Source organism: Thiorhodovibrio winogradskyi, from assembly GCF_036208045.1.
Lineage (GTDB): Bacteria > Pseudomonadota > Gammaproteobacteria > Chromatiales > Chromatiaceae > Thiorhodovibrio > Thiorhodovibrio winogradskyi.
Genome location: NZ_CP121472.1, coordinates 1,999,519 through 2,023,957 on the forward strand (window position 1 = coordinate 1,999,519; position 24,439 = coordinate 2,023,957).

At 61.6% G+C, this 24,439-nt stretch carries 20 protein-coding genes; 13 read left to right on the top strand and 7 right to left on the bottom strand.

Annotated elements, in window-relative coordinates; genetic code table 11:
* Positions 1–51 precede the first annotated feature (51 nt).
* Entirely contained in the window at positions 52–603 is a 552-nt protein-coding gene (gene def, locus Thiowin_RS08940; protein ID WP_328987382.1) for a peptide deformylase, read from the bottom strand.
* 270 nt (positions 604–873) lie between these two features.
* Between def and Thiowin_RS08945 the strand changes: the two genes are divergently transcribed.
* The 9 genes from Thiowin_RS08945 (at position 874) to Thiowin_RS08985 (ending at position 12,424) form a co-directional block, all read left to right on the top strand.
* Positions 874–2,043 carry a LysM peptidoglycan-binding domain-containing protein gene (locus Thiowin_RS08945; protein ID WP_328987383.1) on the top strand — a complete coding sequence of 390 codons (1,170 nt, stop codon included), beginning with the start codon at positions 874–876 and terminating at the stop codon, positions 2,041–2,043.
* 33 nt (positions 2,044–2,076) lie between these two features.
* Positions 2,077–3,252, top strand: coding sequence for a DNA-processing protein DprA (gene dprA, locus Thiowin_RS08950; protein ID WP_328987384.1), 1,176 nt, complete (start codon positions 2,077–2,079; stop codon positions 3,250–3,252).
* Between the two features lie 107 nt (positions 3,253–3,359).
* Positions 3,360–3,860 (top strand): DUF494 family protein, encoded by a 501-nt coding sequence (locus Thiowin_RS08955; RefSeq protein ID WP_328987385.1) that lies wholly within the window; start codon positions 3,360–3,362, stop codon positions 3,858–3,860.
* A 229-nt stretch (positions 3,861–4,089) separates the two neighbouring features.
* Positions 4,090–6,498, top strand: a complete 2,409-nt coding sequence (topA, locus tag Thiowin_RS08960; RefSeq protein WP_328987386.1) for a type I DNA topoisomerase — start codon at positions 4,090–4,092, stop codon at positions 6,496–6,498.
* A 232-nt stretch (positions 6,499–6,730) separates the two neighbouring features.
* Positions 6,731–8,164: an Hsp70 family protein gene (locus tag Thiowin_RS08965; RefSeq protein WP_328987387.1), complete on the top strand. Its 1,434-nt coding sequence runs from the start codon at positions 6,731–6,733 to the stop codon at positions 8,162–8,164.
* Between the two features lie 334 nt (positions 8,165–8,498).
* Positions 8,499–9,842, top strand: coding sequence for a DEAD/DEAH box helicase (locus Thiowin_RS08970; protein WP_328987388.1), 1,344 nt, complete (start codon positions 8,499–8,501; stop codon positions 9,840–9,842).
* A gap of 142 nt (positions 9,843–9,984) precedes the next feature.
* Complete coding sequence (locus Thiowin_RS08975) at positions 9,985–10,275, top strand: RNA recognition motif domain-containing protein (protein WP_328987389.1); 291 nt, start codon at positions 9,985–9,987, stop codon at positions 10,273–10,275.
* Positions 10,276–10,668: 393 nt separating this feature from the next.
* Positions 10,669–11,361: a rhodanese-like domain-containing protein gene (locus tag Thiowin_RS08980; protein WP_328987390.1), complete on the top strand. Its 693-nt coding sequence runs from the start codon at positions 10,669–10,671 to the stop codon at positions 11,359–11,361.
* Positions 11,362–11,713: 352 nt separating this feature from the next.
* Positions 11,714–12,424, top strand: coding sequence for a PqiC family protein (locus Thiowin_RS08985; RefSeq protein WP_328987391.1), 711 nt, complete (start codon positions 11,714–11,716; stop codon positions 12,422–12,424).
* Here the strand turns inward: Thiowin_RS08985 and Thiowin_RS08990 are convergent.
* The 4 genes from Thiowin_RS08990 to rne form a co-directional block, all read right to left on the bottom strand.
* On the bottom strand, positions 12,381–13,052 hold the full coding sequence (locus tag Thiowin_RS08990) for a polysaccharide deacetylase family protein (protein WP_408034183.1): 672 nt from the start codon (positions 13,050–13,052) through the stop codon (positions 12,381–12,383). The two genes, Thiowin_RS08985 and Thiowin_RS08990, sit on opposite strands and share 44 nt — an antisense overlap.
* Positions 13,053–13,191: 139 nt before the next feature.
* On the bottom strand, positions 13,192–14,364 hold the full coding sequence (locus tag Thiowin_RS08995; RefSeq protein ID WP_328987394.1) for a glycosyltransferase: 1,173 nt from the start codon (positions 14,362–14,364) through the stop codon (positions 13,192–13,194).
* Positions 14,358–15,560 carry a sulfotransferase gene (locus Thiowin_RS09000; protein WP_328987395.1) on the bottom strand — a complete coding sequence of 401 codons (1,203 nt, stop codon included), beginning with the start codon at positions 15,558–15,560 and terminating at the stop codon, positions 14,358–14,360. Before Thiowin_RS09000 ends, Thiowin_RS08995 begins: the two co-directional genes overlap by 7 nt.
* A gap of 13 nt (positions 15,561–15,573) precedes the next feature.
* Positions 15,574–18,549, bottom strand: coding sequence for a ribonuclease E (rne, locus tag Thiowin_RS09005; RefSeq protein WP_328987396.1), 2,976 nt, complete (start codon positions 18,547–18,549; stop codon positions 15,574–15,576).
* A gap of 691 nt (positions 18,550–19,240) precedes the next feature.
* On the opposite strand from rne, the gene Thiowin_RS09010 reads away from it, so the two are divergent.
* The 3 genes from Thiowin_RS09010 (at position 19,241) to Thiowin_RS09020 (ending at position 22,021) form a co-directional block, all read left to right on the top strand.
* Positions 19,241–20,227, top strand: a complete 987-nt coding sequence (locus Thiowin_RS09010) for an RluA family pseudouridine synthase (protein WP_328987397.1) — start codon at positions 19,241–19,243, stop codon at positions 20,225–20,227.
* Between the two features lie 112 nt (positions 20,228–20,339).
* Complete coding sequence (locus Thiowin_RS09015; RefSeq protein ID WP_328987398.1) at positions 20,340–20,993, top strand: HAD-IA family hydrolase; 654 nt, start codon at positions 20,340–20,342, stop codon at positions 20,991–20,993.
* A 35-nt stretch (positions 20,994–21,028) separates the two neighbouring features.
* A complete protein-coding gene (locus tag Thiowin_RS09020) occupies positions 21,029–22,021 on the top strand; it encodes a S49 family peptidase (protein ID WP_328987399.1) in 993 nt (330 codons plus the stop codon).
* Positions 22,022–22,026: 5 nt separating this feature from the next.
* On the opposite strand, the gene Thiowin_RS09025 is transcribed toward Thiowin_RS09020, so the two are convergent.
* Together Thiowin_RS09025 and Thiowin_RS09030 are read right to left on the bottom strand one after the other, a co-directional pair.
* Positions 22,027–22,632, bottom strand: coding sequence for a Maf family protein (locus Thiowin_RS09025; RefSeq protein ID WP_328987400.1), 606 nt, complete (start codon positions 22,630–22,632; stop codon positions 22,027–22,029).
* 41 nt (positions 22,633–22,673) lie between these two features.
* A complete protein-coding gene (locus Thiowin_RS09030; RefSeq protein ID WP_328987401.1) occupies positions 22,674–23,117 on the bottom strand; it encodes a YcgN family cysteine cluster protein in 444 nt (147 codons plus the stop codon).
* A 242-nt stretch (positions 23,118–23,359) separates the two neighbouring features.
* Here Thiowin_RS09030 and Thiowin_RS09035 point away from each other — a divergent pair, with 242 nt between their 5' ends.
* Positions 23,360–24,439, top strand: a complete 1,080-nt coding sequence (locus Thiowin_RS09035) for a Druantia anti-phage system protein DruA (RefSeq protein ID WP_328983485.1) — start codon at positions 23,360–23,362, stop codon at positions 24,437–24,439.

Sequence of the window (24,439 nt, forward strand, 5' to 3'; positions counted from 1 at the left end):
CCAGCGGCGCCCATGAATCACAGAGGGATCACATAAGGGATCACACAGGGCTCAGACGACCGCCTGCTGGCGGGCGGTGGCGGCATTGCGTGGTGGGGCGTGGCGCGGAGCGCGCTGATCCTTCTCGAGTTTGCGCCGGATGCGCTGGCGTTTGAGGCTGGAGAGATAATCGACAAACAGCTTGCCCTCGAGGTGGTCCACCTCGTGCTGAATGCAGACGGCGAGCAACCCGCCGGTTTCCAGCTCAAAGGGCTCGCCGTCGCGGTTGAGCGCGCGTACCCGCACGCGCTCGGCGCGACGCACGGTCTCGAACTGGCCAGGCACCGACAGGCAGCCTTCTTCCATTTCCTCCTCGCCCTCGCGGCCGAGAATCTCTGGGTTGATCAAGACCACGGGTTGATTGTGGTTTTCCGAAATATCGATCACCACAATGCGCTTGGCAATGCCGACCTGAATGGCGGCCAGGCCGATTCCGGGCGCGGCATACATGGTTTCGAGCATATCATCGACAATGCGCCGCACGCGCGCGTCGACCTGCTCGACCGGCTCGGCGCGGTGTCGTAAACGGGCATCGGGAAAGGTTAGGATTTCGAGTTTCGCCATGGAGTTGAACTCTTTTCTTAAGATAGCTGGTAAGATTGGCTCTCAATGACTAATATCGACATGATACACCATGATGAAAATGGGCAAGCGAGGCATTGAGTCAGGTTCCGGCCGCGATTCTGGCCGGGCGATCAAACAGCGTCAGGAGGCGTCATGTTGCGAGAAATTCGGCGAGTGGTTCATCGCGGGCTGACTTGGGTCCGTTCTTCCCTGCTGGGTGCCCGATTGGGCTCAGGGTTGAGCTCAAGATTGGGCTCAAAACTGGGTTCAATGTCGGCTGCCTCGGCAGCCGCGCTGCTGGTTGCCGGCTTGTCGATCACCGCGACCGCCATGGCGGTCGAGCTGCGCCCAGATCATCCCGAGCGTTATACCGTCCAGCCGGGCGATACGCTTTGGAGCATTGCCGCGCGTTATCTCGACGCGCCTTGGCGCTGGCGTGATATTTGGCAGGAAAACCCGGGAGTTGCCAACCCGAATTTCATTTACCCGGGAGATGTGCTGACTGTCACTTACCATGGGGGCGCGCCGCGGGTGCGGGTAGAGGGTGGAATGCGCGTGGTCCGGCTCAAGCCGCGGGTGCGTTCCGAACAACTCGATGCCGCCATTCCGACCATTCCGGTGAGTGCGATCGGCCCTTTCCTGTCGCGCCCTGTGGTGGCGGATGAGGAGCAAATCAATGCCGCGCCCTATGTGGTTGGTTTTCCTGATGATCGTGCCGTGGCCGGAGTCGGAGATACCATCTTTGTGCGCAGTATTTTCGCCGAGCCTGGCACCCGTTGGGAGATTTTGCGCCCGTCCGAGGAGTTCCGCGACTATGAAAGCGGTGAGCGTTTGGGCTTTGAGGTCGCCTATGTTGGCGGCGCGGAACTGGTGCAAAGCGGTGATCCCGCCACGCTGAAAATCACCCGGATGGCCCTGCAGACGACGCCAGGGGATCGGCTGCGTCCAGCCGAGGAAGAGGAGCCTATCCGCGCCTTTCTCCCGCGCCCAGTCAGCGATGCGATCAGCGGGCATATTATCTCGGTGCTCAATGGGGTGTCGCAGATTGGACAGTATGATGTGGTGGTGGTTGATCGTGGCAGCCAGGATGACGTTCAAGTCGGCGATGTCTTTGGCGTCTACCGAGGTGGCCATGTCGAGCGTGACAGGGTCAAATCGCGCAAGGACGAATGGAACTGGCGCAACCAGAGTCCGTTAACAACGGATTTTTGGTACGGCGATTGGGAGGTCACCGGCTGGCTGCGAAACAAGCTCGATGACAACGCGCCACTGCCTTTGCATGTGGAAGCACGCAACAAGACAGAGGATTATGTGGTTCCCTTCTGGCCGGTGGGAACGGCAATGGTCTTCAGAACTTTCCCCCGGGTGAGTTTCGCGCTCATCATGAGTGCCAAGGCGGCGATCCATGTCGGCAATCCAGTTTCGGCGCCGCCGCAATAGGCCCGGCCTTCCCTTGCTGCCTGCTTGTTGCGCATGACGGCGCCTAGGAGCGCCGCCAGTGCGGAGTCCATGGCCGCTGAGCTGCGCGCCCTGATCGCGCTGGTGCAGTCCCGGGGGCTTGGCCCGCGGCGCATTGGCCAGTTGTTGTCCCGCTGCGGCAGTGCCCAGGCGGCGCTGGCGGCGGGTGAGCGCTTGTGGCGTGATCTGCGCCTGCCGGCGGACAGCCTCGCCGAGCTCGCGCGGCCAGATTGGCAACGAGTTGATCAGATTCTTCGCTGGGCTGATGAAACCGAAAATGCCTGGCTGCTCGGGCGCTCGGACCCCGCTTATCCTCCCAGATTGGCTGAAATTGCCAGCGCGCCACCTTTATTGTTTGGCGTCGGTGATCAGAGGCTTCTGCGTGAGCCCCAGCTGGGCATCGTCGGCAGCCGCAATCCAACCGCAAGTGGTGCCCAGACCACACGCGAGTTCGCGGCTGCGCTGGCCCGCTTGGGTTTGGTGATTACCAGCGGCTTGGCCATGGGGATTGACGCTGCCGCGCATCAAGGGGCGTTGACCACTGGGCGCACCATCGCTGTGCTAGGAACCGGGCCGGATCGAGTGTACCCCCAGAGCAATCGCGAGTTGTCCCGCCGCATCATGGAGGCTGGTGCCCTGGTGACCGAGTTTGCGCCGGGCGTGGGGCCGCACAGCAGTCACTTTCCGCGGCGCAATCGCATTATCAGCGGTTTGAGCCTGGGGGTATTGGTCACCGAGGCGGCACCGCGCAGCGGCTCGCTGATCACGGCGCGTCAAGCCGTCGAGCAGGGACGCGAAGTCTTTGCGATTCCAGGCTCCATTCACAATCCGCTGGCGCGTGGTTGCCATGCGCTCATTCGCGACGGCGCCAAGCTGGTTGACAGCATCGACCAGCTGCTTGAGGAATTGCTACCACAGCTTAAGCCACTCACGGAGTTTGCCAATGCCTCTCCCAGCGCCTCTCCCAGTCCCGTGACGGCAGCGGGTCATCTCGAACAGATGCCCGGTGCCGATCACCTCGATGCGGAACAACAAAGGCTGCTGGAGCTGCTCGGCTATGATCCCATGACACCCGATGAGCTTATTCAGCGCAGTCAGATGCCGGCGCGGGAGGTGTCTTCAACTCTGCTGCTGCTGGAGCTCAAGGGGTTGGTGAGTGCCCATCCCGGGGGCCGCTTTAGCCGGTGCTGAGATCGGTGCTGAGATTGGATTGATCTTAGGATGCAGAGTTTTTTCAGTCGCCGCGGGTAGTCCTTCCCGGTAGAATGACCAAGCAGCCCAATTAGCGAGGTGGTCGCATGTCAGAAACCATGGTTGACGTCCTGATTTATCTGTTTGAGAACTACATGGCCGGTGATGAAAACGCCGGGGAGAGCGGCGAGGAGAGCGGCCCCATCGACCAGCATGAGCTCGAACAGGAACTCAGTCAGGCCGGCTTCGGGACCATGGAAATTGCGCAAGCACTGCATTGGCTGGACGAGCTCGCCAGCCGCATGAGCTCTGGCGATGGGGTTCCCGCAAGCGGCGGATCGATACGCGTCTATACCGAGCCCGAGCAGCGCAAGCTTGATGTGGAGGGTTGTGGTCTGCTGATGTTTCTTGAACAAAACGGCATTCTCGATCCAGTCAGCCGCGAGCTGGTCATTGACCGCGCCCTGGCTATCCGTCAGGCCCTGGTTTCGGTCGAGGAACTCAAGTGGATCGTCCTGCTGGTGCTGATGAATCGCCCTGGTCAGGAACAGGCCTTCTTCCAGATGGAAGACATGGTCTACGAGGAAGCCCCAGCTTATCTGCACTGACCAGCCTGCTGCGGGCGCGGCCTGATCCATTGCCCGCCATTGCCCGACATTGTCCGCTATTGTCCACACTTGCCGCGTCATGGTTGCTGGGCCGATGCGCCGCGCGCGAAGGTGGAAAATCTTGCTTCCCTCCCTTGACGCGCGCGCCGGCATCGTCTTTCCTGATAAGGACCAGCCGCCGTCGCGCGGCTATCCTTTTGCTCCAGCCTGAGCCCGTATCCAAAGCGTCATGAATCTGGTCATCGTTGAATCCCCCGCCAAAGCCAAGACCATCGAGAAGTATCTCGGCAAAGAGTTCGAGGTACTGGCCTCCTACGGCCATGTGCGCGATCTGGTGCCCAAGGAGGGCGCGGTCGATCCCGAGCATGGCTTCGAGATGAAGTACCAGGTGATCGAGCGCAACGAAAAGCACGTCCAGGCCATCGCCAAGAAGCTTAAGAATGCCGAGGCGCTCTATCTCGCGACCGACCCAGACCGCGAAGGCGAGGCCATCTCCTGGCATCTGTATGAACTCCTGAAGAAACGCCGCCAAATCGGCCAGCGACCGGTCTACAGGGTGGTCTTCAATGAGATCACCAAAAACGCGGTACAGGATGCGGTGGCGAATCCGCGCGAGCTGTCGGTCGATCTAGTCAACGCCCAGCAGGCAAGGCGCGCGCTCGATTATCTGGTGGGCTTTAATCTCTCGCCGCTGTTGTGGAAGAAAATTCGTCGCGGTCTGTCCGCTGGGCGGGTGCAAAGCCCGGCGCTGCGACTGATCTGCGAACGCGAGAACGACATCGAGGCCTTTGTCAGCCGCGAGTATTGGAGCATTGATGCCGATGTGGCGAAGGACGGCGAAACCGAGAACAAGCCCTTCAGCGCCAAGCTCGTTGAGCTTGGCGGCGAGAAGATTGAGCAGTTCAGCATTGTCACCGCCGAGCAGGCGGCGGATGCCGAGCGGCGCATCGCCGAGGCGGCCGCGGGCAAGCTGCATGTCGATCAGGTCGAGCGCAAGCAGCGCAAGCGCAATCCGGCGCCGCCCTTCATTACCTCCACCCTGCAGCAGGAGGCCGCGCGCAAGCTTGGCTTTACCGCGCAGCGCACCATGCGCGTCGCTCAGCAGCTCTATGAAGGCGTGGATTTGGGTGGCGAGGCCGTGGGCCTAATCACCTACATGCGCACCGATTCGGTCAACCTGGCGCAGGAGGCCCTGGACGAGATCCGCGCCTATGTCGCCGAGCGCTATGACAGCAAGCATCTGCCCGAGAAGCCGCGGCTTTATAAGACCAAGGCCAAGAACGCCCAGGAGGCGCACGAGGCGGTGCGCCCGACCTCCATCTTCCGCGAGCCCAAGGCGGTGCGGGCACACCTGAGCCAGGAGCAGTTTCGTCTCTATGAGCTGGTCTGGAAGCGCACCCTGGCCTGTCAGATGGCCCATGCGCTGATCAATCAGGTGGCCATTATGCTCAGCGCCGACGGGCCGAATCCACCCGAGGGGGAGGGGGCCGGGATTCGCTTTCGCGCAACGGGTTCCACCGTGGCCGAGCCTGGCTTCATGCGCGTCTATCTCGAGGGCCGGGATGATAGTAAGCAGGCCGAGGATGACGAGGAACGCATGTTGCCGGCGCTCGAGACTGGCGAGTTGGTCGATCTGCTCGCCATCCGCCCCGAGCAGCATTTCACCGAGCCGCCGCCGCGTTATTCGGAGGCTTCCCTGGTCAAGGCGCTGGAGGAATTCGGCATTGGGCGGCCCTCGACCTACGCATCCATTATCTCCACCCTGCAGGATCGCGAGTATGTGACCCTTGAGAGCAAGCGCTTCATGCCGACCGATGTCGGGCGGGTGGTGAACAAGTTCCTGACCGCCTACTTCACCTCCTATGTGGATTACGACTTTACCGCCCGGCTGGAGGATTCGCTCGACGCCGTCTCGCGCGGGGAGGGCGACTGGATTCCAGTGCTCGAAGAGTTCTGGAAGGCGTTCAAGGAGCGGGTGGATGATACCCAGGAAAACGTCCAGCGCAGCGATGTGACCCAGGAGGCCATGGACGAACAATGCCCCGAGTGCGGTGGCCAGCTGTCCAAGCGGCTGGGGCGCAATGGGTTGTTTGTTGGCTGCACCAATTACCCGGATTGCAGCTATACCCGGGATTTGCATCAGGACGGCGACGCGGCGGCCAAGGAGCCTGAACTGGTCGAAGGGCGCGGCTGCCCCGACTGCGGCTCGCCGCTGGAGATCAAACGCGGGCGTTATGGCAAGTTCATCGGCTGTAGCGGCTACCCCAAGTGCCGTCACATCGAGCCGTTGGAAAAACCCGAGGAGACCGGGGTCGCCTGCCCCAAATGCAACAAGGGCAGCCTGCAGAAAAAGCGCTCGCGGCGCGGCAAGGTGTTCTACTCCTGCTCCACCTATCCCAAGTGCGACTACGCGGTTTGGAACGAACCCCTGGCCCAGCCCTGCCCACAGTGCGGCTGGCCGGTGCTAACCCTCAAGGTGACCAAGTCCAAGGGCGCCCAGCTCGCCTGCCCGCAAAAGGAGTGCGGCTATGTCGCGCCAGCGGATGAGTCGCTGCTGGAAGGGCACGCGGGCGAGTCAGCCCCCGGGGCGTCAGAGGCATCAGAGGCAAAACAAGCAAAAGAGATCGCCGAGGCTTGATGGCTTGGCGCCAATCGCAAGCCAACCCACGCCAATGGGCAGGGGCTGGACCGAGAGGCTTGGAGTCGGAGACCGCGGCGGGCAGACGCGGCCATCCTGCACTCGCGGTGGCCGCATCGGGCGGGTCTTGCGTGCTTTAGATGATCCGGTGGTAGGAGCGTATCAACCAAGTCACCCAGAGCCTTGGCAGGGAATACGGTATCGATCTGAAAACCCAGCCGGAAAAACCCGGTTGCGCTTCCAGGCCGCGCTCGAGCGTGCCGCCCAGCGCGCCAAGGAAACCCTCAGCGCCGCCGATAGCGCCCACATCGTGGTTCCCGGTCTGCTGCGCGACGCCGACGACTACCTCGTCGATGTCGAGGAGACAGTCACGCGCGCTCTGTACGAGACGATGATTCAACCCCTGGTCACGCGCTCCATTGAGCTTACCCGCAAGGCACTCAAAGAGGCCAGTCTGGACACCGAGGATGTGGACTATGTCCTGATGGCGGGCGGTTCAAGCATGGTCCCCCTGGTGCAGCAGGCCATGGAGGAACTCTTCGGTTCCGACAAACTGCTGCGCAAGATGCATCCCAAGCACTGTGTCGCCATGGGCGCGGCCCTGGTGGCGGTGCGTATCGGCGAGCGTCTGGTGTGCCCGGATACTGGAAAAGTTCAACGCGGCGGCAACACGTCCCAGTTGGCGACCCTATTCGCGAATGCCCGCGGGCGTGCAAAAGAGGCGCGTCAACAGCGACTGAAGCGCTGGGAGAGCCGCGGCGCGGGCACATCGGGACGCAACTCATCGAAGGCGCGGGGAGCGCGGAAAAGCACCAGGAATAAGACGGGAACCACAGGTAACACGGACACGGTTGCCGAGAGCCTAGAACCTGATGTACTGACCGTGGTAGCCATTCTGGCGATCCCCGCGGGCATACTCTCGGCCCTGCACCATATGGGCTGGCATTGGATCTTGGCCGTTTTCCTCGGATTCATCGGCGTGGGCATCTGGGCCGCGCTTTTCATGAAGCAGCGGGAAACCCATGAGGGGGCCCACCCGGCAATATCGTTCCTCGGCATAGCGCTGTCCGTCGGTATGATGTTCAATCTGAATCTCATGGATTGGCTGGGATTCAAGCAGGCGACGCGAGCAGGGGCTGACCCGATGGCCGCGGGTGTCTCGCAGCATGACGACTCAATGGACGCCTTTCTCGAACAGGCCGAGCGCGGCAGGACGCAAGGGCGTTCGCGGCAAGCCGATAGCGATCTGGCCGCGGCTGAATACCTCGCCAATGCATTTCGGCTTGATCTCCCGGAGCCGGTTCCGACATCAGACGACCCTGCAAGCGCTAAAACAAACGCGACCACTCGCTCCCCTCGCTCTACTCAGGTGCTTAAGTCGGCGGCGGAGACCACTGAGTCAGCCGAGCTGGCGGATTTTGAGATGTTGCAAGCAAGTCGCTTGCAAAATCTGGAGTCCCGTCTTGCGAAGATCGAAGCTCATCTGCAAGCCGGCGCGCTCAGCTCGCCAAAAATGGTGTTCTTTACATTCTCGGACAGCGAGCAAGGGGATTTTCGTGTGCGGGAATTGGCCGAACGTACCCTTGAGAAACACCTTATCGTCGTGTCGCGCTTGGGGACATCGATTCGTTCGAGCTTGCCGCCGGAGACTGATTTTGTTCCGTGACCCTCACCTATCGTGCCGCGCCAGGCAAAGCCTGGAAAAGGAGGTAAGAAATCAGGGGATCCGCTGTCTCGCTCTGCCAGCCTTCGAGATTTTATCCTTGCTTTTCCGCCGCGTTCGCGTATCGTACTCGTCCAGATGTAGCGCCCTCCGGTCGGCGCGCCTGGTCTTGCGGATGATTGCCACGGTCTTTGCCTTGGCTCCTGCCCGTTGATGGCCCGCTTCGGGCTCAAGTCCAACACATACCCCACCGCCTAGACCGGCCCAGCCTGAATCCCTGGGTAGGCCACCCAGTCTCTAGCCCGATACCTTATCTAGGGAATCTTCAGGAGTTTTCATGCCTTTTTCCCATCTCGGCCTATCGGCCGAATTGCTGCGCGCCTTGGTGGCGCGGGGCTACACCGAGCCCACCCCCATCCAGAGTCAAGCCATTCCCGCCATTCTTGCGGGCCGCGATGTGCTGGCTGGCGCTCAAACCGGCACGGGTAAGACGGCGGCCTTCACCTTGCCGTTGTTGCAACGTCTGAGCCTCAGCGGCCAGCAAGCCAACGCCCGGTCGCCGCGACCGCGTGCTTTGGTACTGACGCCGACCCGTGAGTTGGCCGCGCAGGTGGGTGAGAGCGTCAATGCCTATGGCCAGTATTTGCCATTGCGCGCCTTGCAGATTTTTGGTGGCGTTGGCATGGGGCCGCAAATTACCGCCTTGCGCCGTGGCGTTGATATTTTGGTTGCCACCCCTGGGCGCCTGCTTGATCACGTGGGGCAAGGCAATCTAGACTTGGGCCAGGTCGAACTCTTGGTGCTTGATGAAGCCGACCGCATGCTCGACATGGGGTTCATGCCAGCTATTCGTCGGGTGCTCAAGCTGCTGCCAGCCAAACGCCAGAATTTATTGTTCTCCGCGACTTACTCGCGCGAGATCGAGCAGCTCGCCACTGGTCTGCTCAATGATCCCTTGCGCATTGAGGTCGCGCGCCGTAACACGGCTGCCGAGACGGTGCGCCAACTTGCCCACCCGGTTGAGCGTGGCCACAAGCGCGCGTTGCTGTCGCACCTGATTTCCAGCGGCGGATGGGACCAGACGCTGGTGTTTACTCGCACCAAGCATGGCGCCAACCGACTGGCGCAGCAGCTTGAGCGTGACGGCATCAGTGCCGCGGCCATCCATGGAAATAAAAGCCAGGGTGCGCGCACGCGCGCACTGGCCGATTTTAAGCGCGGCGCGGTGCGTACTCTGGTCGCCACGGATATTGCCGCGCGCGGGCTTGATATCGAGCGCTTACCGCATGTGGTGAATTTTGAGTTGCCCCATGTGCCCGAGGATTATGTGCACCGCATTGGGCGCACCGGGCGCGCCGGGGAAAGCGGTACTGCCGTGTCCCTGGTCAGCCCAGAGGAAGGTTCGCTGCTCGCCGGCATTGAGCGTCTGCTTGGCCGCCGTATCGAAAGTCAGGCCATCGCCGGCTATTCGGATCGCAAGGCCAGTTCTGCCAGCGAGGATGATTTTTCAGATGGCCGATCACGCAGCCATGCGCCACGCCAGCCGCGACCTGGTGCTGCACAGGCGGGACACCCGCGGGCGCATCGTCAGGCATCGGGTTCGGCTCCCGCCGGTGCTGGTGCGCACGGGCGCAAGCACTCGCGAGCGAGATCCTCGGCGGCACCACGTGCCGTGCGCTAGCGAGGGTTGACATCAGGTTAACACCAATAGTCGCGGCCGTACCCTCCTGGGGTAGGCCGTACGCTCTTCAACCAGGCCGCGCATCGCCTGGCTGGAGTCTTCTTAGTTTGATGCGCAATGTCCCTTAGAGAGAAAGCGATAGATGAATATTTACGTTGGCAACCTGGCCTATGGCGTCACCCAAGACGAACTTCGCGACACCTTTGCCGCCTATGGTCAAGTGGAAAGCGCCAATTTGATCACCGACAAATTCACCGGTGATTCCAAAGGTTTTGGCTTTGTTGAGATGCCGAACAATTCCGAAGCCGATACCGCGATCAAAGCCCTGAATGAAACCCCCCTGAAAGGCCGCCCGCTGCGCGTCAATCAGGCTAAACCACGCAGCGACCGCCCTGCTCGTGGTGGTGGTGGTGGTGGTGGTGCGCGCTGGTAAGCACGCGTCAAAGCCTCCGCGGGCTTGACCGCGAGCCAGGGTCTACAGTCCTCCCTGGCTCGCGGACTTTCTTTCCTCGGTCCCTTCCCATCTCATCGCATCCTGCCTGCCGGCCTTTCATAGTCTGGCTTTTTTCCCTTCCTTCTCCCCCATACGCTGATCCAAGAAGTGAAGCATCCGTCAGGATGACGGCTGCCATGCATCATGCGGCTCCCGAGTTTGAGAGTTCGCCGGGGCGAGGCGCGGCTTGGAGCGCGAGAGGAGAGCCAAGCTGATAAGATGGCGATCTTGGCTGGACGCGCCAAGAGAGCTTGGCTTGATACAAGAGCGTCATCGTCCCAAGGGTGGCTCGTATGATGCGCATTCGCTGTTGACCAAAGGAGATTTGTCGCTATGAAAACCCTTTCAATCGCACCTTTTTCGAGCGGGCGTGGTGGCTGCATGATCGCGGCTTTGCTGCTGCCAATGACATTGAGCGCGGCGGACAATCGCATCACCCCGGACATTGAGTCGGTCGAGGTCATGCACAAGGGCGAGCCGATCACTATTGAACGTGGTCATGATCGCGATGCGACCTTGCCGGAGATGTATCAGAAGACCGATCGTGGTTGCCCGCCTTTTTGTGTGCAGCCGATGGTTGTTGTTCCCGGCGTTGAAACCATTGGCGAAATCGACATGCTTGGCTATTTACAGCGCGTTAGCCAAGGTGATGAACAGGTGTTGGTGGTCGATTCGCGCACGCCTGACTGGGTGATGCAGGGGACCATTCCAGGCGCGGTCAATATTCCCTGGAATAAAATCAACCATGAAGGAGGCAAGACCTTCGAGGTGCCAAGCGCGGCGGACTCGCTGGTACGCATTTTGAGCGACGACTTTGGCGCCAAGCAGAATCCACAGACCAAATCCTGGTCCTTTGAGAATGCCAAGACCCTGGTGTTTTTCTGCAACGGCATCTGGTGCCCGCAATCGTCCATCAATATCAAAACGCTCCATGCCATTGGCTATCCTGTGGAAAAAATGAAATGGTATCGCGGTGGCATGCAGGATTGGTTCAGTGTTGGACTGACCACTGTGGAGCCGGACTGAAGTCTGAGTGGCAGCTTGCTGAGTCGGGGCTGTCCTTGATCTGTCATCAGCCGGGAGGGCAGGTTGCATCAGCGGCCTGCTCAAGAATCTGTTAAGCGCCCTTGGCTGTGGCAACCGGTTGCGCAAAAAGCCCAGCAGTTGGACCAGCATGGCGTTTTCACCGGCGCTGCCATGGCTCTGTCCCTTTGTCACGAGTGTGATTCATTGCAATATGCCCCGCCGTTGGTGCAAGCCAGCATAGTTCAGTGCGCGTGTAACGGGAGTTTTAGTCCGCGGCCCATGCCGCGGGAATGCTGGCGGATTCGCTCGAACCTCATCCCGAGGCATCGCTGAGAGGAACAGGATGAATCAGGTGAGAGGAACTCAAACCCGAGGGATAGCTCCTGCACTGTTCATGATCGCCGCGCTGCCGTGGTTGCTTGGCAGCTGCGCTAGTTCTCCCCCATCAGCCTTCTATACCCTGGAGGCCATGGCTGGTGGGCCAGACGGGGGAGACCAGGCCATTCAGGGCGGGCGGCTCGCGGTGGGACTCGGGCCGGTGAGCTTTCCGCGCTTTCTTGATCGCCCGCAGGTGGTTCAGCGCCAGGGTGGACATCAGCTCAGGCTTGATGAATTCCATCGCTGGGGCGGGAGTCTGGATGACGATTTTCTGCGGGTGTTCGCTGAGAATCTGGCCCAGCTACTGCAGACGAGTCGTGTTGTGGTCTTCCCGAGCGAACTGCGCATGCAGCTCGATTTTCGCGTGATGGCCGAGGTGGTGGCCTTCGAGGCGGGTCCATCTGATCAGGCTCTGCTCAAGGTGCGCTGGGCCGTGCTCGATCCCTTCTCGCAAGAGGTGCTGAGCATGCGCGAGGACAGCTATCGCAAGCGCCTCCCCGCTAATGCCAGCGTGTCCCAGCAGGTCGCGGCCCTGAGTGCCGCCTTGGCGGATTTTAGCCGCGATGTGGCCGATGAGCTTCGTCGCCTGCCAAAGCCAAAGCCACTTGGGGCTGAGCTGGCAGGCATGAACTGGCAGGCTCCTAGTCGCGTGACGAGTGCCCGGCATAACGGCCGTAGCGGCTGAACGTTTGGAGATCGGTCTTTAAATCCTTGGCGAGGGCGTAGTCCAGATCATGCGGATGGATGCCAATGCGGATGACCCCGGCGGTGCGCGCCCGCTGGCGATTGAGCGCGTTCCATAGCTGCAATGGCAACACGCGACCGGGTGTGTCGGCCTCGTACCCAAGCATTGGAGTCGGGCGCCATTCCTGGGTGGTCGCCTCGTAGATGCCGCCGAAGACCTCATAGCGCGCAAAGGGCCCCTCGTCACTCAAGCGTGCGCGCGAGATAGCGCCCATGGCCCAGGCCGGTGGCACATAGAGGGTCGGTGGCGCGAATCCCTGCTGAATAAACCAATCCTGGCTGCGCTTTAGTAACGCCAGTATCCCATCGGCATCCAGCGCCAGATGCTCGGCGACGGTACGGGAAAGAAACAGGGCATGCAGGCGGTGATAAAGACCGCCGATACGCTCGGCTTGGTGCCGCCAGCCGTGGGCAGCCAGTTCATGACCCTGAGCGGCGATGGCCCGCAATCGGGTCAGGTCAGGCGCGGACCAGTCGCGACCAGGAACCACTAGCAGTGTGACCGGCTGGACCCCCAGGCTGGACAGGGTTGCCAGCGCTCGCTCGACCACCCTCAAGGTTTCCGGCATGACATCATGCATGGAGACTAGGCTTAAGGGTCCCCGTGGCGACGAAGGGAGGGCAGGGCTGGGGCTCATGGTGTCGGGCCCCTGGAAAGGTCAAACCGAGGTTTCATGATCAGGCGCATGGTCTGGCGATCGCGGAAGATCAAACAGGTGTTTTGGGTTTAGGGAGTTTGTCGATCCCGGTCAGACGGCCGTCGCGCAGAATCTCAAGCCAATGGTTGAGATTATCAGCATTGATGTCGGTCGCGGCGGTGCGGGCGATCTCGGCTTTGTGGCTGCGTTGTGCCGGGTCCATCTCGGCGATCTGCCCAAGGACATCGGCCAGGGTCTGCTGTGGTTCGATCTGAAACAGGCCGCGGTTGAGCTGATCCCAGCTCAGAATGCCGCAATGCGATGAGACCACGACCAGCCGCGCCCTGGCCATGGCTTCCAATGCAATAGTGCCAAAGGACTCTACCGTGGATGGAAGAACCAGGGCGTCGACGCTGTCGATCAGTGACAGCATCCTCTGGCGATGGATCCAGCCGAGCAGCTTGATATTCTCAAGCCGCCGTGCCTCGCTCTCCAGCCAGGGACGTATGGGACCCTCGCCAGCCACTAGAAATTGCATCCGCGGCAGCGCCGCGGCGGCCTGGACGACTGCTTCGAGGTTTTTCTCTGGTGCCAGGCGCCCGGCGAAGAGAACCCGCTCGAGGCTACCGTGCAAGGCTTTGGGTGGCTGCTCGATAAAACGTCTGGGAATGGACGTGCCCATGAGCCCGACATGCTCGGCACCGATGCGCCGGGCAATCTCGACCATCTCTTGGGAATTGGCCAGTACCAACTGGCTGTCGCGAAATAGCTTGCGGTTGCAAGTGTTGAGATACCACTGCGCGGCGGGCGCGCGCGCGGACCAGTCCTGATTCATGGCCGCGAGGCGCTCGAAGTGGGTATGGAAGCCAACAATGATGCGTGCCTTGTGCCTCTTGGCAAAGAGCAGCCCGAGCATGCCGTAAGGGCCGGGCGTGGGGATGACAATGGCATCGGGGTTGCTGCGCTTGAGCCGCCGGTGAATCATCAGCGGCGAGGGCAGCATGAACTTCTGGGTGCGGTCACCCGGCAGGGGAACCGCGAAGCCGCCATACCAACGTCCGTTGCGATAGCGCGGGGAGATGATCCGCACCAACACCCCGGCGCCGCGCAGGTGCTCGGCCAGGTCACGATAATAGGCGCCGACGCCATTGCGCTCGGGGGCGGCGTCCGAGAGGATGGCCACGCGCAGGGGTTGCGCGGCTGATGATGGCAGGGGACCGGATGCGCTGTCGGATTTCAGCATGGGACTGCGTCTGTTGCTGGCGGCGGGAGAACAGCGGCCAAATGAGGGTTGGCACGGACATCGGCAAAGGCGCGGGCAAGCTCGGCCGCATCCAGCCCAAAGTGGGCGAGTGCATAATTGTGGCCGCTGCGGTAGTGCCGACTGGCCTCTGATTCCTGCGCAAGGATGGCGGCGAAGCCATCCGAGAGCGGGAGTCCCAGCTGCCGGTAGGCGTCGGACAGGGTGCTGTCGAGCGTCTCGCGCAGGGCTTTCATGCTCACCCAGACACAGCGCTCGGGCGGTGTTGATCCCAATTGGGCCGCCAAGTTCAGGTAATAAAACCGCAGTTGCTCGATGAATTGATCCCGCACCCAAGGACTGCGCGCGGGCGTGCCGAAGAATGCCAGACCTGACCCGATGGAGCTGAGTTGCGAGGGCAGGGTGCGCTCGGGTTCGCGCAGACAAATCAAAAAGCGGGCGTCGGTAAAGGTGCGGCTGAGTCCGCCGGCCAGGGGCGCGAAGGCCGCGTTCTTGGACAACAGGCGCTTGTCCGGCCCGTGAACGTAGAGATGCTTCTGCAAGCAACGGCGGTAATAGGCGAGTATCGCCTGCTGTTCGTCGACTGGAATGCGGCGGTCAAATTGACCCATGTCCCACAGACGCTCATGGAAGGGGAAGGGCAGGACCAGGATAAAGCAGGAGAGAATCGGTAGCAGGGCGAAATAATCTTCCTCTGGTGCATTGAGTGTCATGGGGTGAACATCGTCCATGGCGGCGAAGCCATGTTGTTCCAGCCACCCCAGCGCGCGGGCCAGATAACCGCCCAGGGAGCGGTCGAGTCGCGCCAGCCCAAGCCAGAACTTGCGTGCGCTCACGGAGAGCGCGAACAGGCTTTCCCAGGTGCTGAAGGTAGTGAATTGCGCATCCCGCGCCAGAACTCGATGCAGATTGGTGGTGCCGCTGCGCGGTACGCCCAGCACGAACAGAGGTTCGCGGATGGGTATCTTGCGGTAGCCGCGAAAGAAGATCTCATCGAGCAGAAAGCCTAGCCAGTGAATAGCGAGTACCAGCGCGAGAAAGGGGAGAAACCCGATCATCACCAGGCGGCGGCGCAGTCGCAGCCAGGCCGAGCCCCCGTCGATGGCCGGATGGCGGCCGAAGCTCTGGATAGCCAGGCTGGCGAAGCGCTTCGCTGTGAGAAAAAAGAGCTTTAACATCGAATGAAGATGTTCAGGGTGTTTCCTTGTCAGGCGGATTGTCAGCGGATGGCCGCTCGGGCTCCTTGGCTGGCGAGCGTTCCTGAGGCAGGGCCTCGGATTGAGGATGCGTCTGTGCTGACGGAGCTGACGGAGCTGACGGAGCTGGTTGCTGAACTGGAGTCTGAGTTGGGAGCAGTTCCGGGCTGCTAACAGCTTCGCCAGCGCGGGGCTCCTGGTGCTCGGATCCGGTTGCCGATGGCTCGGTCGAGGTGCCAGGCCTGGCTGATTGTGCAGGCGAGGACTCGTTGTCCATCGGTGGTCTTGATTCTGACGCGGGCGGCGGAGACTCGGCCTTGGTGAGCGGTGGAGGTTCCGCTCGGGAAGCTTCCATGGGGGGACGTTCCATGGAGGGTGGCTTCGTGGGGAATGGCTCCAGGAATCTGTCTTTCATTGCCGGCTCGGCGGCGAATGGCGCCGGCTGATGAATCGCCGTTGGCTGGGGTTCTGCCTGCACCGGAACCGCTCTGGGGTCTTCTGTTTCCGCCGTACCCTGAGCGCCAGACGCTGCCGCTGCTGTGCCATCCTGCGCGGGTTTGGCGTCGCCGTTCGTGGCCGGCTGAGAACTCGGCTTGCGTCTGTTACGCCCGCCACGGCGCCGGCGGCTGGAGCGCGGCCGCGGCGGCGCATCGCCCTCGCCTGCTTGGCTGTCGCTGTCGGGCGGGACGTTCTGATCGCCATGGGATGATTGATCGGCGGATCTGTCCGCCTCAGCACCCTGGGAGCCAGAATCCGCCGCGGCCATGTCGGGCGCGCGCGGTGCGCCGACGTACCCTTGATCCGGACTCCAGTGGTTGGCTCTGTCCGCCACGCCCGGATTCGCACTGGGATGTTCCTCGGGCGCTGCGCCTGCTTCCGTCTGCCTATTGGTGTTGGCCTCGCTGGAGGCGGATCTTTTGCCGCGGCCGCGGCCGCCGCGGCGACTGGAGCGCGAGCGCTCGGATCTTGGCGCTGACTCGCCGCCCGTCTGTTCGGTGCCTGGTCGGCTGTCAGTGCTGCTGTCGGACGAGCCGTCAGTGACGGCCGCTGGGATGTCAGTGGTTGCGGCAGCCTGTGCTCTGCTGCTTGGGCGATCTTGACGCTGGCCGTTCGGTGCGCGGCGCGGTGAACGGCCACGAGACGCAGCGCTCTCGCTCGCGAGCGCGGGTTCCTCGCGCGGTGCCGCGGATGCGGGCTTGGATGCCGACGCTTGAGATTGCGTGGTCTGGTCGTTACCGGCCGAGAAGAAGGTGACCCAAAGACGCTTGAGCAAATTCTCATTGCGTTCATGGGTGGCGGCGGCCGCGGCGCCCGGGTGGCGCTGTTCGGCTTGCGCCGTCTCGCTGCGATGCGGTGCCGGCATGGAGGGCGCGAGCTGCTTGACGGCGGGCTCGTCGGCGGGACGGCTGGTGGTGGCTAGCGAATGGCTGTCCTCGGCGGTCAGATCCTCGGCGAGTTCGTAGCTGACGGCATCGTCGCTGCCGGATTTGACCACGTCCTGGCTGCGAATGCGCTCAATGCGGTACTCGGGCGTTTCGATGCTCTTGTTGGGAACCAGCAGAATCTCAACCTGGTGGCGGTCTTCGATGGTGAGAACGGCGCGGCGTTTCTCGTTGAGTAGATAGGTCGCGACCGGGATGGGCAGGTGCGCGAGGATACGCGCGGTGCTGTCCTTCATCGCCTCTTCCTCGACGATGCGCAGCACCGAGAGCGCGAGAGATTCGACTCCGCGAATGGTGCCCTGGCCCTTGCAGCGCGGGCAGACAATCTGGCTCGATTCCCCAAGGGATGGTCGCAGACGCTGGCGTGACATCTCCAGCAGGCCAAAGCGCGAGATGCGCGAGGTTTGCACCCGGGCACGGTCTTGCTTGAGGGCGTCGCGCAGGCGGTTTTCAACCTCGCGTTGGTTCTTGGCCGGCGTCATGTCGATAAAATCGATCACGAACAACCCACCCAGGTCGCGCAGGCGCAGTTGCCGGGCGATTTCGTCGGCGGCTTCGAGGTTGGTGTTGAGAGCGGTTTCCTCAATGTCCGCGCCCTTGGTGGCGCGCGCCGAGTTGATGTCGATGGAGGTCAGCGCCTCGCCGTGGTCGATGACCAGCGAGCCGCCCGAGGGCAGGCGGACTTCACGTTGGAAGGCGGATTCAATCTGGCTTTCGATCTGGTAGCGGGTGAAGAGTGGGACTTCGTCCTGATAAAGCCTGAGTTTCTTCAGGTTGTGTGGCATGACCGAGCGCACGAAGGCCTGCGCCTTCTCGTACATTTTGGGATCATCCACCACGATCTCGCCAATGTCCGCGCGTAAATGATCGCGGATGGAGCGAATGATCACATCGCTTTCCTGGTAGATCAGGAAAGGCGCCTTGCGCTCCTCGCTGGAGGCCTTGATGGCGTCCCAAAGCTGGGTCAGGTAGTCGAGATCCCACTGAAGTTCCTCTGCGTTCTTGCCCACGCCAGCGGTGCGCACGATTAGCCCGGTATCCTCGGGGATGTCGAGCAGACTCAGGGCCTCGCGCAGCTCGGTGCGATCCGCGCCCTCAATGCGACGCGACACGCCGCCGGCGCGCGGATTGTTTGGCATCAGCACCAGATAGCGCCCGGCAAGGGAGATAAAGGTGGTCAGGGCCGCGCCCTTGTTGCCCCGTTCTTCCTTGTCGATCTGGACCACCACCTCTTGGCCCTCGCGGATCAATCCGCGAATATTGTTTTTGGTGCCAGGCTTGGCCGGATCGCCCTCGAAATAGCCGCGAGCGATCTCTTTCAGCGGCAGGAAGCCGTGGCGCTCGCTGCCGTAGTCAACGAAGGCTGCCTCCAGGCTGGGTTCTACTCGGGTGATGGTTCCTTTGTAGATATTGGCTTTTTTTTGTTCGCGACCGGGAGACTCGATATCAAGGTTGAACAGTTGTTGACCATCGACGATGGCCACGCGCAACTCTTCGGGCTGAGTTGCGTTGATCAGCATTCTTTTCATTGTTGGTGAAATCTCTTGGACAGCGCGCACTGGCGGCTGTGAACAGACCCCATGATGGGTCTGTTCGTGGCAAGCCAGTACAGGCCCCGGGCGGGAGCGGGGCCTGGCGGCGATGGTGTCCGGGCAAGGTGGCGGCGCGACGGCTTGTGGCCTCGCGCGCGCTCATCACTGATCCGGCCATGCATCGACACTGTTGCGCGCGGCAGGTTGTTATCCTTTGGTCCGCAAGCTCCGCCAGAGCCCGCGGATCAATCCTGGTTGCGCACCCCCGGTGGGGTCGCGCCTGATTGTTCTGCTACCACCCGAGCCTGCTTGGTTCGGGTGTCATTGCGGCGAGTTGGTTAGCACTGCATCTCGGCGACCCGGAGAATGAAACAGATGTTTCACCGCAACGGGATCTTGACCGGTCGTTTTCTCGCGCGCTGTCGGACGAGCCGAGCTTCAGGGGCAACCCTGAAGATAACGAGCATCCGACAGTGGCCTTCAGCCTACAATGGCGGGATGCCAGCTCCAATTCCGACATTAACTGTCAGGTTAGCAGTGCCGCAAACTTTTATCGGCTGGCACAGCGAATGGACCCCAACAGGTCGCAATCCTTCGATAGCGATCAGTCAAGATAGCAGCGAAACACCCATTGAGCAAACAAAAACCCATCCGGAAACCCGTCCAAAAACCTAAGCAACCCCGGCGGATGCCGTCCGTCGAGCCGCCAGTAAGTCCAGTCAACCAGGACGCAGGCGGAGTCCGCTACCTTGAGATCGGGGCGGATCACCAGGGGCAGCGCATCGACAATTTTTTGCTCGCACACCTTAAAGGTGTGCCGCGTAGCCTGATTTATCGCATAGTAAGAAGCGGAGAAGTGCGGGTTAACCGTTGCCGTGTCAAGCCATCAACCCGGCTCGAGGCGGGAGACTCCCTGCGCTTGCCGCCGCTGCGTCTCAACCCGGCGGCGCCCGCGGCGGCGCCAACGGCAGGATTGCAGGCACGCCTGTCGGATGCGGTGCTCTATGAAGATGAGGGCCTGATTCTGATTGATAAACCCGCCGGGCTCGCGGTGCATGGCGGTAGCGGGTTGAGTCTAGGACTGATCGAAGCACTGCGGGCCATGCGGCCGACGCAGTCGCTCGAACTGGTGCATCGGCTTGATCGCGAGACCTCGGGTTGTTTGCTGATTAGTAAAAAAACCGCGACCTTGCGCTGGCTGCATCGGCAATTGCGCGAGGGACAGGTACGCAAAAAGTACCAGGCCTTGCTGGTGGGTGGCTTGCCGCGTGAGCGGGTCGAAGTGCGTGCACCCCTGCGCAAGAACCTGCTGCGCGGTGGCGAACGGGTGGTCCGGGTCGATCATGCCGAGGGCAAGGCGGCGTGGACCGGATTTCTCCGGGTGGAAGCGTTCGCGGGCTGTACTCTGGTGAATGTCAGGCTGGAGACCGGGCGGACGCATCAAATCCGCGTGCATGCGGCCCATCTTGGAGCAGCTGTTGCCGGTGACGATAAATATGGCGATGCCACGGACAATCAGCGCCTGAGCAGTCTGGGCCTGAATCGCTTATTCTTGCATGCCGCCGAACTTGGCTTTCGCCCGCATCCAGAGGCGGACCCCCTGGTGGTGCGCGCTCCGTTGCCTGAGGATTTGCAGCAGGTATTGCAGAGGCTGAGACACCAGGCGGGCGTTTGAACCTTGGAAGTGGAGGGATTGGCCGCTGGTGACCGCCAGGCCATGGATTCACGCAGAAGACCAAAGGACCGCCAATGACTCACTGCATCACCCATAATCGCAAACCCATCACATGCAAGTTGAACTGATCATTTTCGACTGGGACGGCACCCTGATGGATTCGGCCGCGCGCATTGTCAACTGCATGACCGCGGCTTTTGTCGAGCAGGATGTCCAGCCGCCAGCGCCTGAGTTGATGCGTGACCAGATCGGGCTTGGGCTTGAGGAGGCCATGCAGACGCTCTGTCCGCGGGCACGCCCCGAACTCATCAGCCGGCTGATAGAGGCTTATCGCAACCGCTTTCTTGGCGAGGATCCCACCCCAACGCTATTGTTTGATCGCGCCGCCGAGGTGGTGCGCGCGCTCCACCAGCAGGGGCTGCTGCTCGCGGTTGCGACCGGCAAGAGTCGCCGCGGGCTTGATCGGGCGCTGGTGCAGTCCGGGCTCGTGCCCTATTTTCACGCCACCCGCTGCGCTGATGAGACCCTTTCCAAGCCTAATCCGCAAATGCTGTTTGAGTTGCTCGACGAGCTTGGCACCCGCGCCGAGGCGGCCCTGATGGTGGGCGATACCGAATTCGATCTGCTGATGGCGAACAATGCCGGCATGGCGTCGCTCGCCGTCAGCTATGGTGTGCATGACAGCGAGCGGCTGCTCGCCTGTCAGCCGCTCGGCCTGATTCATGCCATTGGCGAATTGCCTGCCTGGCTCGCCGCACGCGCCTGACTTGACTGACCGACCCCAACACCGGAGACACAAAGATGAAGCGCTGGCCCTTTCGCCAACTGCCCTCGAGCCAACTGCCAGACCCCGATGACCCCAACTGGGAGCGTGCGCTGATTAACAGCATGGCGGTTGAGTTTTTGCGCGATCAGCGCCGTGGACGGCGCTGGGGGCTGTTTTTCAAACTCGCGGCCTTGGCCTATGTGGTGGTCTTGCTGGCGGTGGTCTATGCCGGGAATCTGAGTGAGTCGGTTGGTGCGGGAAAAGAGCACACAGCTCTTGTTAAAGTCGACGGAATGATCGCGTCTGATAGCGATGCCAGCGCCGATAAAATCATCACCGCGTTGCGCAAGGCGTTCAAGGAGGAGAAGGCCAAGGGCGTGATCCTGCGCATCAATAGCCCAGGCGGCAGTCCGGTGCAGTCGGGCTATGTGAACGACGAAATTCGCCGTCTCAAGAATAAATATCCCGACAAACCGGTGTATGCCGTGGCCGTGGATGCCTGTGCCTCCGGGGCCTATTACATCGCCGTGGCGGCGGATGAGATCTATGTCGACAAGGCCAGCCTAATCGGCTCCATCGGCGTGCGCATTGGCAGCTTTGGTTTCTCGCGCGCCATGGAAGAGCTCGGCATCGAGCGCCGACTGCTGGTCGCCGGCGAGCACAAAGGGATTCTCGATCCTTTCGCGCCGCTGGAGCCCTTCGACCAAGAGTTTATCCAACGGCTGCTTGATGGCCTGCATCAGCAGTTTATTGATGCGGTCAAAGAGGGGCGAGGCGACCGCCTGGCCCAGAACGATGAGCTATTCAGCGGTTTGTTCTGGACCGGGGCGGAAAGTGTCGAGCTTGGTTTGGCCGATGGTCTGGGCAGCAGCAGTTTCGTGGCGCGCGATCTGATCGGCGCCGAAGAGATTGTCACCTACAGCCGCAAGCGCGATATTCTCGAAAAGCTCACCGAGCAACTGGGCACATCCATCGCCTCGACCTGGGCGCGGCTGATTGGCGCCGAGGGCATGGTGAGTCTGCGCTAATGGCGTCAGGACGCGAGTACCTCGATGCCCTCGGCAGCCAGCATCGAGACCAGGCGAATCAGCGGTAGCCCAATCAGGCTGTTGGGGTCCGCGCCCTCCAAGCGCGAGAAGAGCGCGATGCCGAGCCCTTCGGACTTGAAAGCTCCGGCGCAGTCGTAAGGGCGTTCGCGCGCAACATAGGCGCTGATCTGTTTCTTCGACAGGCGGCGGAAGCTCACCCAAAAAGGCTCGCAGCAGCTGTGCGCCTGGCCTGTGGTGGTATTGAGAAGACACAGCCCGGTCAGAAAACAGACATGCTGTCCGGACAGGCGCTCAAGCTGTGCGATGGCTGACTGATGCTCCCCGGGTTTGCCGAGCATCTCCCCATCGACACTGGCGACCTGATCGGACCCGATAATAAGCGCATCCGGGTGGCGGGGCGCCACGACCCGCGCCTTGGCGAGGGCGAGGCGCTCGACCAGGGCCGCCGGGGCTTCGCCTGGACGTGGCTGTTCGTCGATGTCCGGCGTATCGACGCGCAGGTCAAACCCCAGTGTCCGCAGCTCGAGTTTGTCTAGTAAGGCACGGCGGTAGGGGGACGTGGATGCGAGTACGATAGTGGTTGTGATCATGGTGCAAAGTGCTGGTTTCAGGGGGTGCGTCTCGGGTCTGCTTAGCGAATCCAATCGATCAGGTGTAGCAGAGGATCATCGGCCTCGGTCTCGCAGACAATGCGTCCAAGCACCGAATGGCCGCTGCGCATTACAGAGTCCGGATCTCCGGTGATGAGTGGATGCCAGTCGGGCAGAGGTTTGCCCTCGGCCAGACGTCGGTAGGCGCAGGTCCGTGGCAGCCAGCCCGGGTTGTACAGAGTCTCCAGGGTGAGGGTCACGCAGTCTGGCACCCGGCTGGAGCGAAGGGGATAATCCAGGCAACGCCCGCTATCATGGTCCAGTAGAAAACAGGCTACATTGCTGTAATGAATCTCCCCGGTATCCTCGTCCTCAAACTTGTTCAGGCAGCATTTCGCGCAGCCATCGCACAGAGACTCCCACTGTTCCAGGGTCATGGCCTCGAGCGGGGTGCTTTCCCAAAAGGGCAAGGAGGTGTTGTTCAAAACCGGGTGGCCTCTGCTGAATGGTCTGGATCTGATGGCTGGTTTGGATTGCCAGGATGCTTGCCACTGCCATTATACCTGTCGCAACCCGGTTTTCAGTTACGAGCCGGTTGTCTGGCAGGGCGAAACCGTGCTAGCCCTAATTGACAAGCCGTAGAAGTATTTACCCTCGATTCTGGACATTTCCGTCCGACTCGTTCAAACTGCCTGCCTATGTTGATTGACGAGGCAGCCCCCTGAACTTGCACGACATCACCCTGCGTGCGGTCGCCCCAGATGAAGAGGCGCGCTTCAAAGCATTGCTCGAGGCGTATCACTACCTGGGCGCGGCGGCAAAAATCGGTCACACCCTCTGGTATGTCGCCATCTGGCGGGATCAGTGGTTGGCGTTGCTGGTGCTGAGCGCCGCGGCCTGGAAGTGCGCGGCGCGCGATCAGTGGATCGGCTGGGATCGCCGCTACCAGTTCGACCGCCTGCATCTGATCGCCAACAACGCCCGCTTTCTCATTCTGCCCCAGTGGCATGTGCCCAATCTCGCCTCCAAGGTGCTGTCGCTGTGCGAGCGCCAGGTCAGCACTGATTGGCAGACCCGCTTCGGTTATCCGCTGTGGTTGCTGGAGACCTTCGTCGATCCGCGCCGCTTTACCGGCACCTGCTATCGCGCGGCCAACTGGCTGGAGGTCGGGCAGACGCGCGGGTACCGCCGCACGCGCGCCGGCTACAGCCAGCAGCCCGATGGCGCCAAGCGGGTGTTTGTCCGCCCCTTGATCGGGCAGGTCCAAGCACGCTTGTCCGACCCAAGACTCGATTCCCAGTATCGCTATGGAGCCCCAAAACTCATGATCTCCGCACAACAGATGCGTTCGCTTCCTGCGTTCTTTGTCGATGTCCCTGATCCGCGTCGCGGCCAAGGCCGGCGTCATCCCTTGCCGGTGGTTCTTGCGATCTCCGCCGCGGCGGTGCTGTGCGGGGCGCGTGGCTATAAGGCCATCGCCGCTTGGGCGAAGGATCTCAGCCAGGCGGCCCGGGCGCGCTTTGGTTGCCGTTATCGCAACGGTCGCTATGAGGTGCCCAGCCGCACGCGCATCCGCGATGTCCTCACCCGGGTCGATCCCGACGCCCTTGATGGGGCGCTGCAGGGCTGGAATGCGCAGATGGGCGCCGAGGACGAGGGCCTGGCCATTGATGGCAAGACGATGTGCAATGCCATCGACGCCGAGGGACGCCAGACCCACATCCTCGGTGTCGTTGGACATGACTCCAAGGTCTGTCACACCCAAAAAAAGTCGGTGCTTTGCCTGTCAATGGCAGTGATGAACTGA

Excerpts from the sequence above, each read along its gene's own strand:
- def (WP_328987382.1), bottom strand. The coding sequence starts at position 603 with ATGGCGAAACTCGAAATCCTAACCTTTCCCGATGCCCGTTTACGACAC.
- Thiowin_RS08945 (WP_328987383.1), top strand. The coding sequence starts at position 874 with ATGTCGGCTGCCTCGGCAGCCGCGCTGCTGGTTGCCGGCTTGTCGATC.
- dprA (WP_328987384.1), top strand. The coding sequence starts at position 2,077 with ATGACGGCGCCTAGGAGCGCCGCCAGTGCGGAGTCCATGGCCGCTGAG.
- Thiowin_RS08955 (WP_328987385.1), top strand. The coding sequence starts at position 3,360 with ATGTCAGAAACCATGGTTGACGTCCTGATTTATCTGTTTGAGAACTAC.
- topA (WP_328987386.1), top strand. The coding sequence starts at position 4,090 with ATGAATCTGGTCATCGTTGAATCCCCCGCCAAAGCCAAGACCATCGAG.
- Thiowin_RS08970 (WP_328987388.1), top strand. The coding sequence starts at position 8,499 with ATGCCTTTTTCCCATCTCGGCCTATCGGCCGAATTGCTGCGCGCCTTG.
- Thiowin_RS08975 (WP_328987389.1), top strand. The coding sequence starts at position 9,985 with ATGAATATTTACGTTGGCAACCTGGCCTATGGCGTCACCCAAGACGAA.
- Thiowin_RS08980 (WP_328987390.1), top strand. The coding sequence starts at position 10,669 with ATGAAAACCCTTTCAATCGCACCTTTTTCGAGCGGGCGTGGTGGCTGC.
- Thiowin_RS08990 (WP_408034183.1), bottom strand. The coding sequence starts at position 13,052 with ATGCCGGAAACCTTGAGGGTGGTCGAGCGAGCGCTGGCAACCCTGTCC.
- Thiowin_RS08995 (WP_328987394.1), bottom strand. The coding sequence starts at position 14,364 with ATGCTGAAATCCGACAGCGCATCCGGTCCCCTGCCATCATCAGCCGCG.
- Thiowin_RS09000 (WP_328987395.1), bottom strand. The coding sequence starts at position 15,560 with ATGTTAAAGCTCTTTTTTCTCACAGCGAAGCGCTTCGCCAGCCTGGCT.
- rne (WP_328987396.1), bottom strand. The coding sequence starts at position 18,549 with ATGAAAAGAATGCTGATCAACGCAACTCAGCCCGAAGAGTTGCGCGTG.
- Thiowin_RS09010 (WP_328987397.1), top strand. The coding sequence starts at position 19,241 with ATGCCGTCCGTCGAGCCGCCAGTAAGTCCAGTCAACCAGGACGCAGGC.
- Thiowin_RS09015 (WP_328987398.1), top strand. The coding sequence starts at position 20,340 with ATGCAAGTTGAACTGATCATTTTCGACTGGGACGGCACCCTGATGGAT.
- Thiowin_RS09020 (WP_328987399.1), top strand. The coding sequence starts at position 21,029 with ATGAAGCGCTGGCCCTTTCGCCAACTGCCCTCGAGCCAACTGCCAGAC.
- Thiowin_RS09025 (WP_328987400.1), bottom strand. The coding sequence starts at position 22,632 with ATGATCACAACCACTATCGTACTCGCATCCACGTCCCCCTACCGCCGT.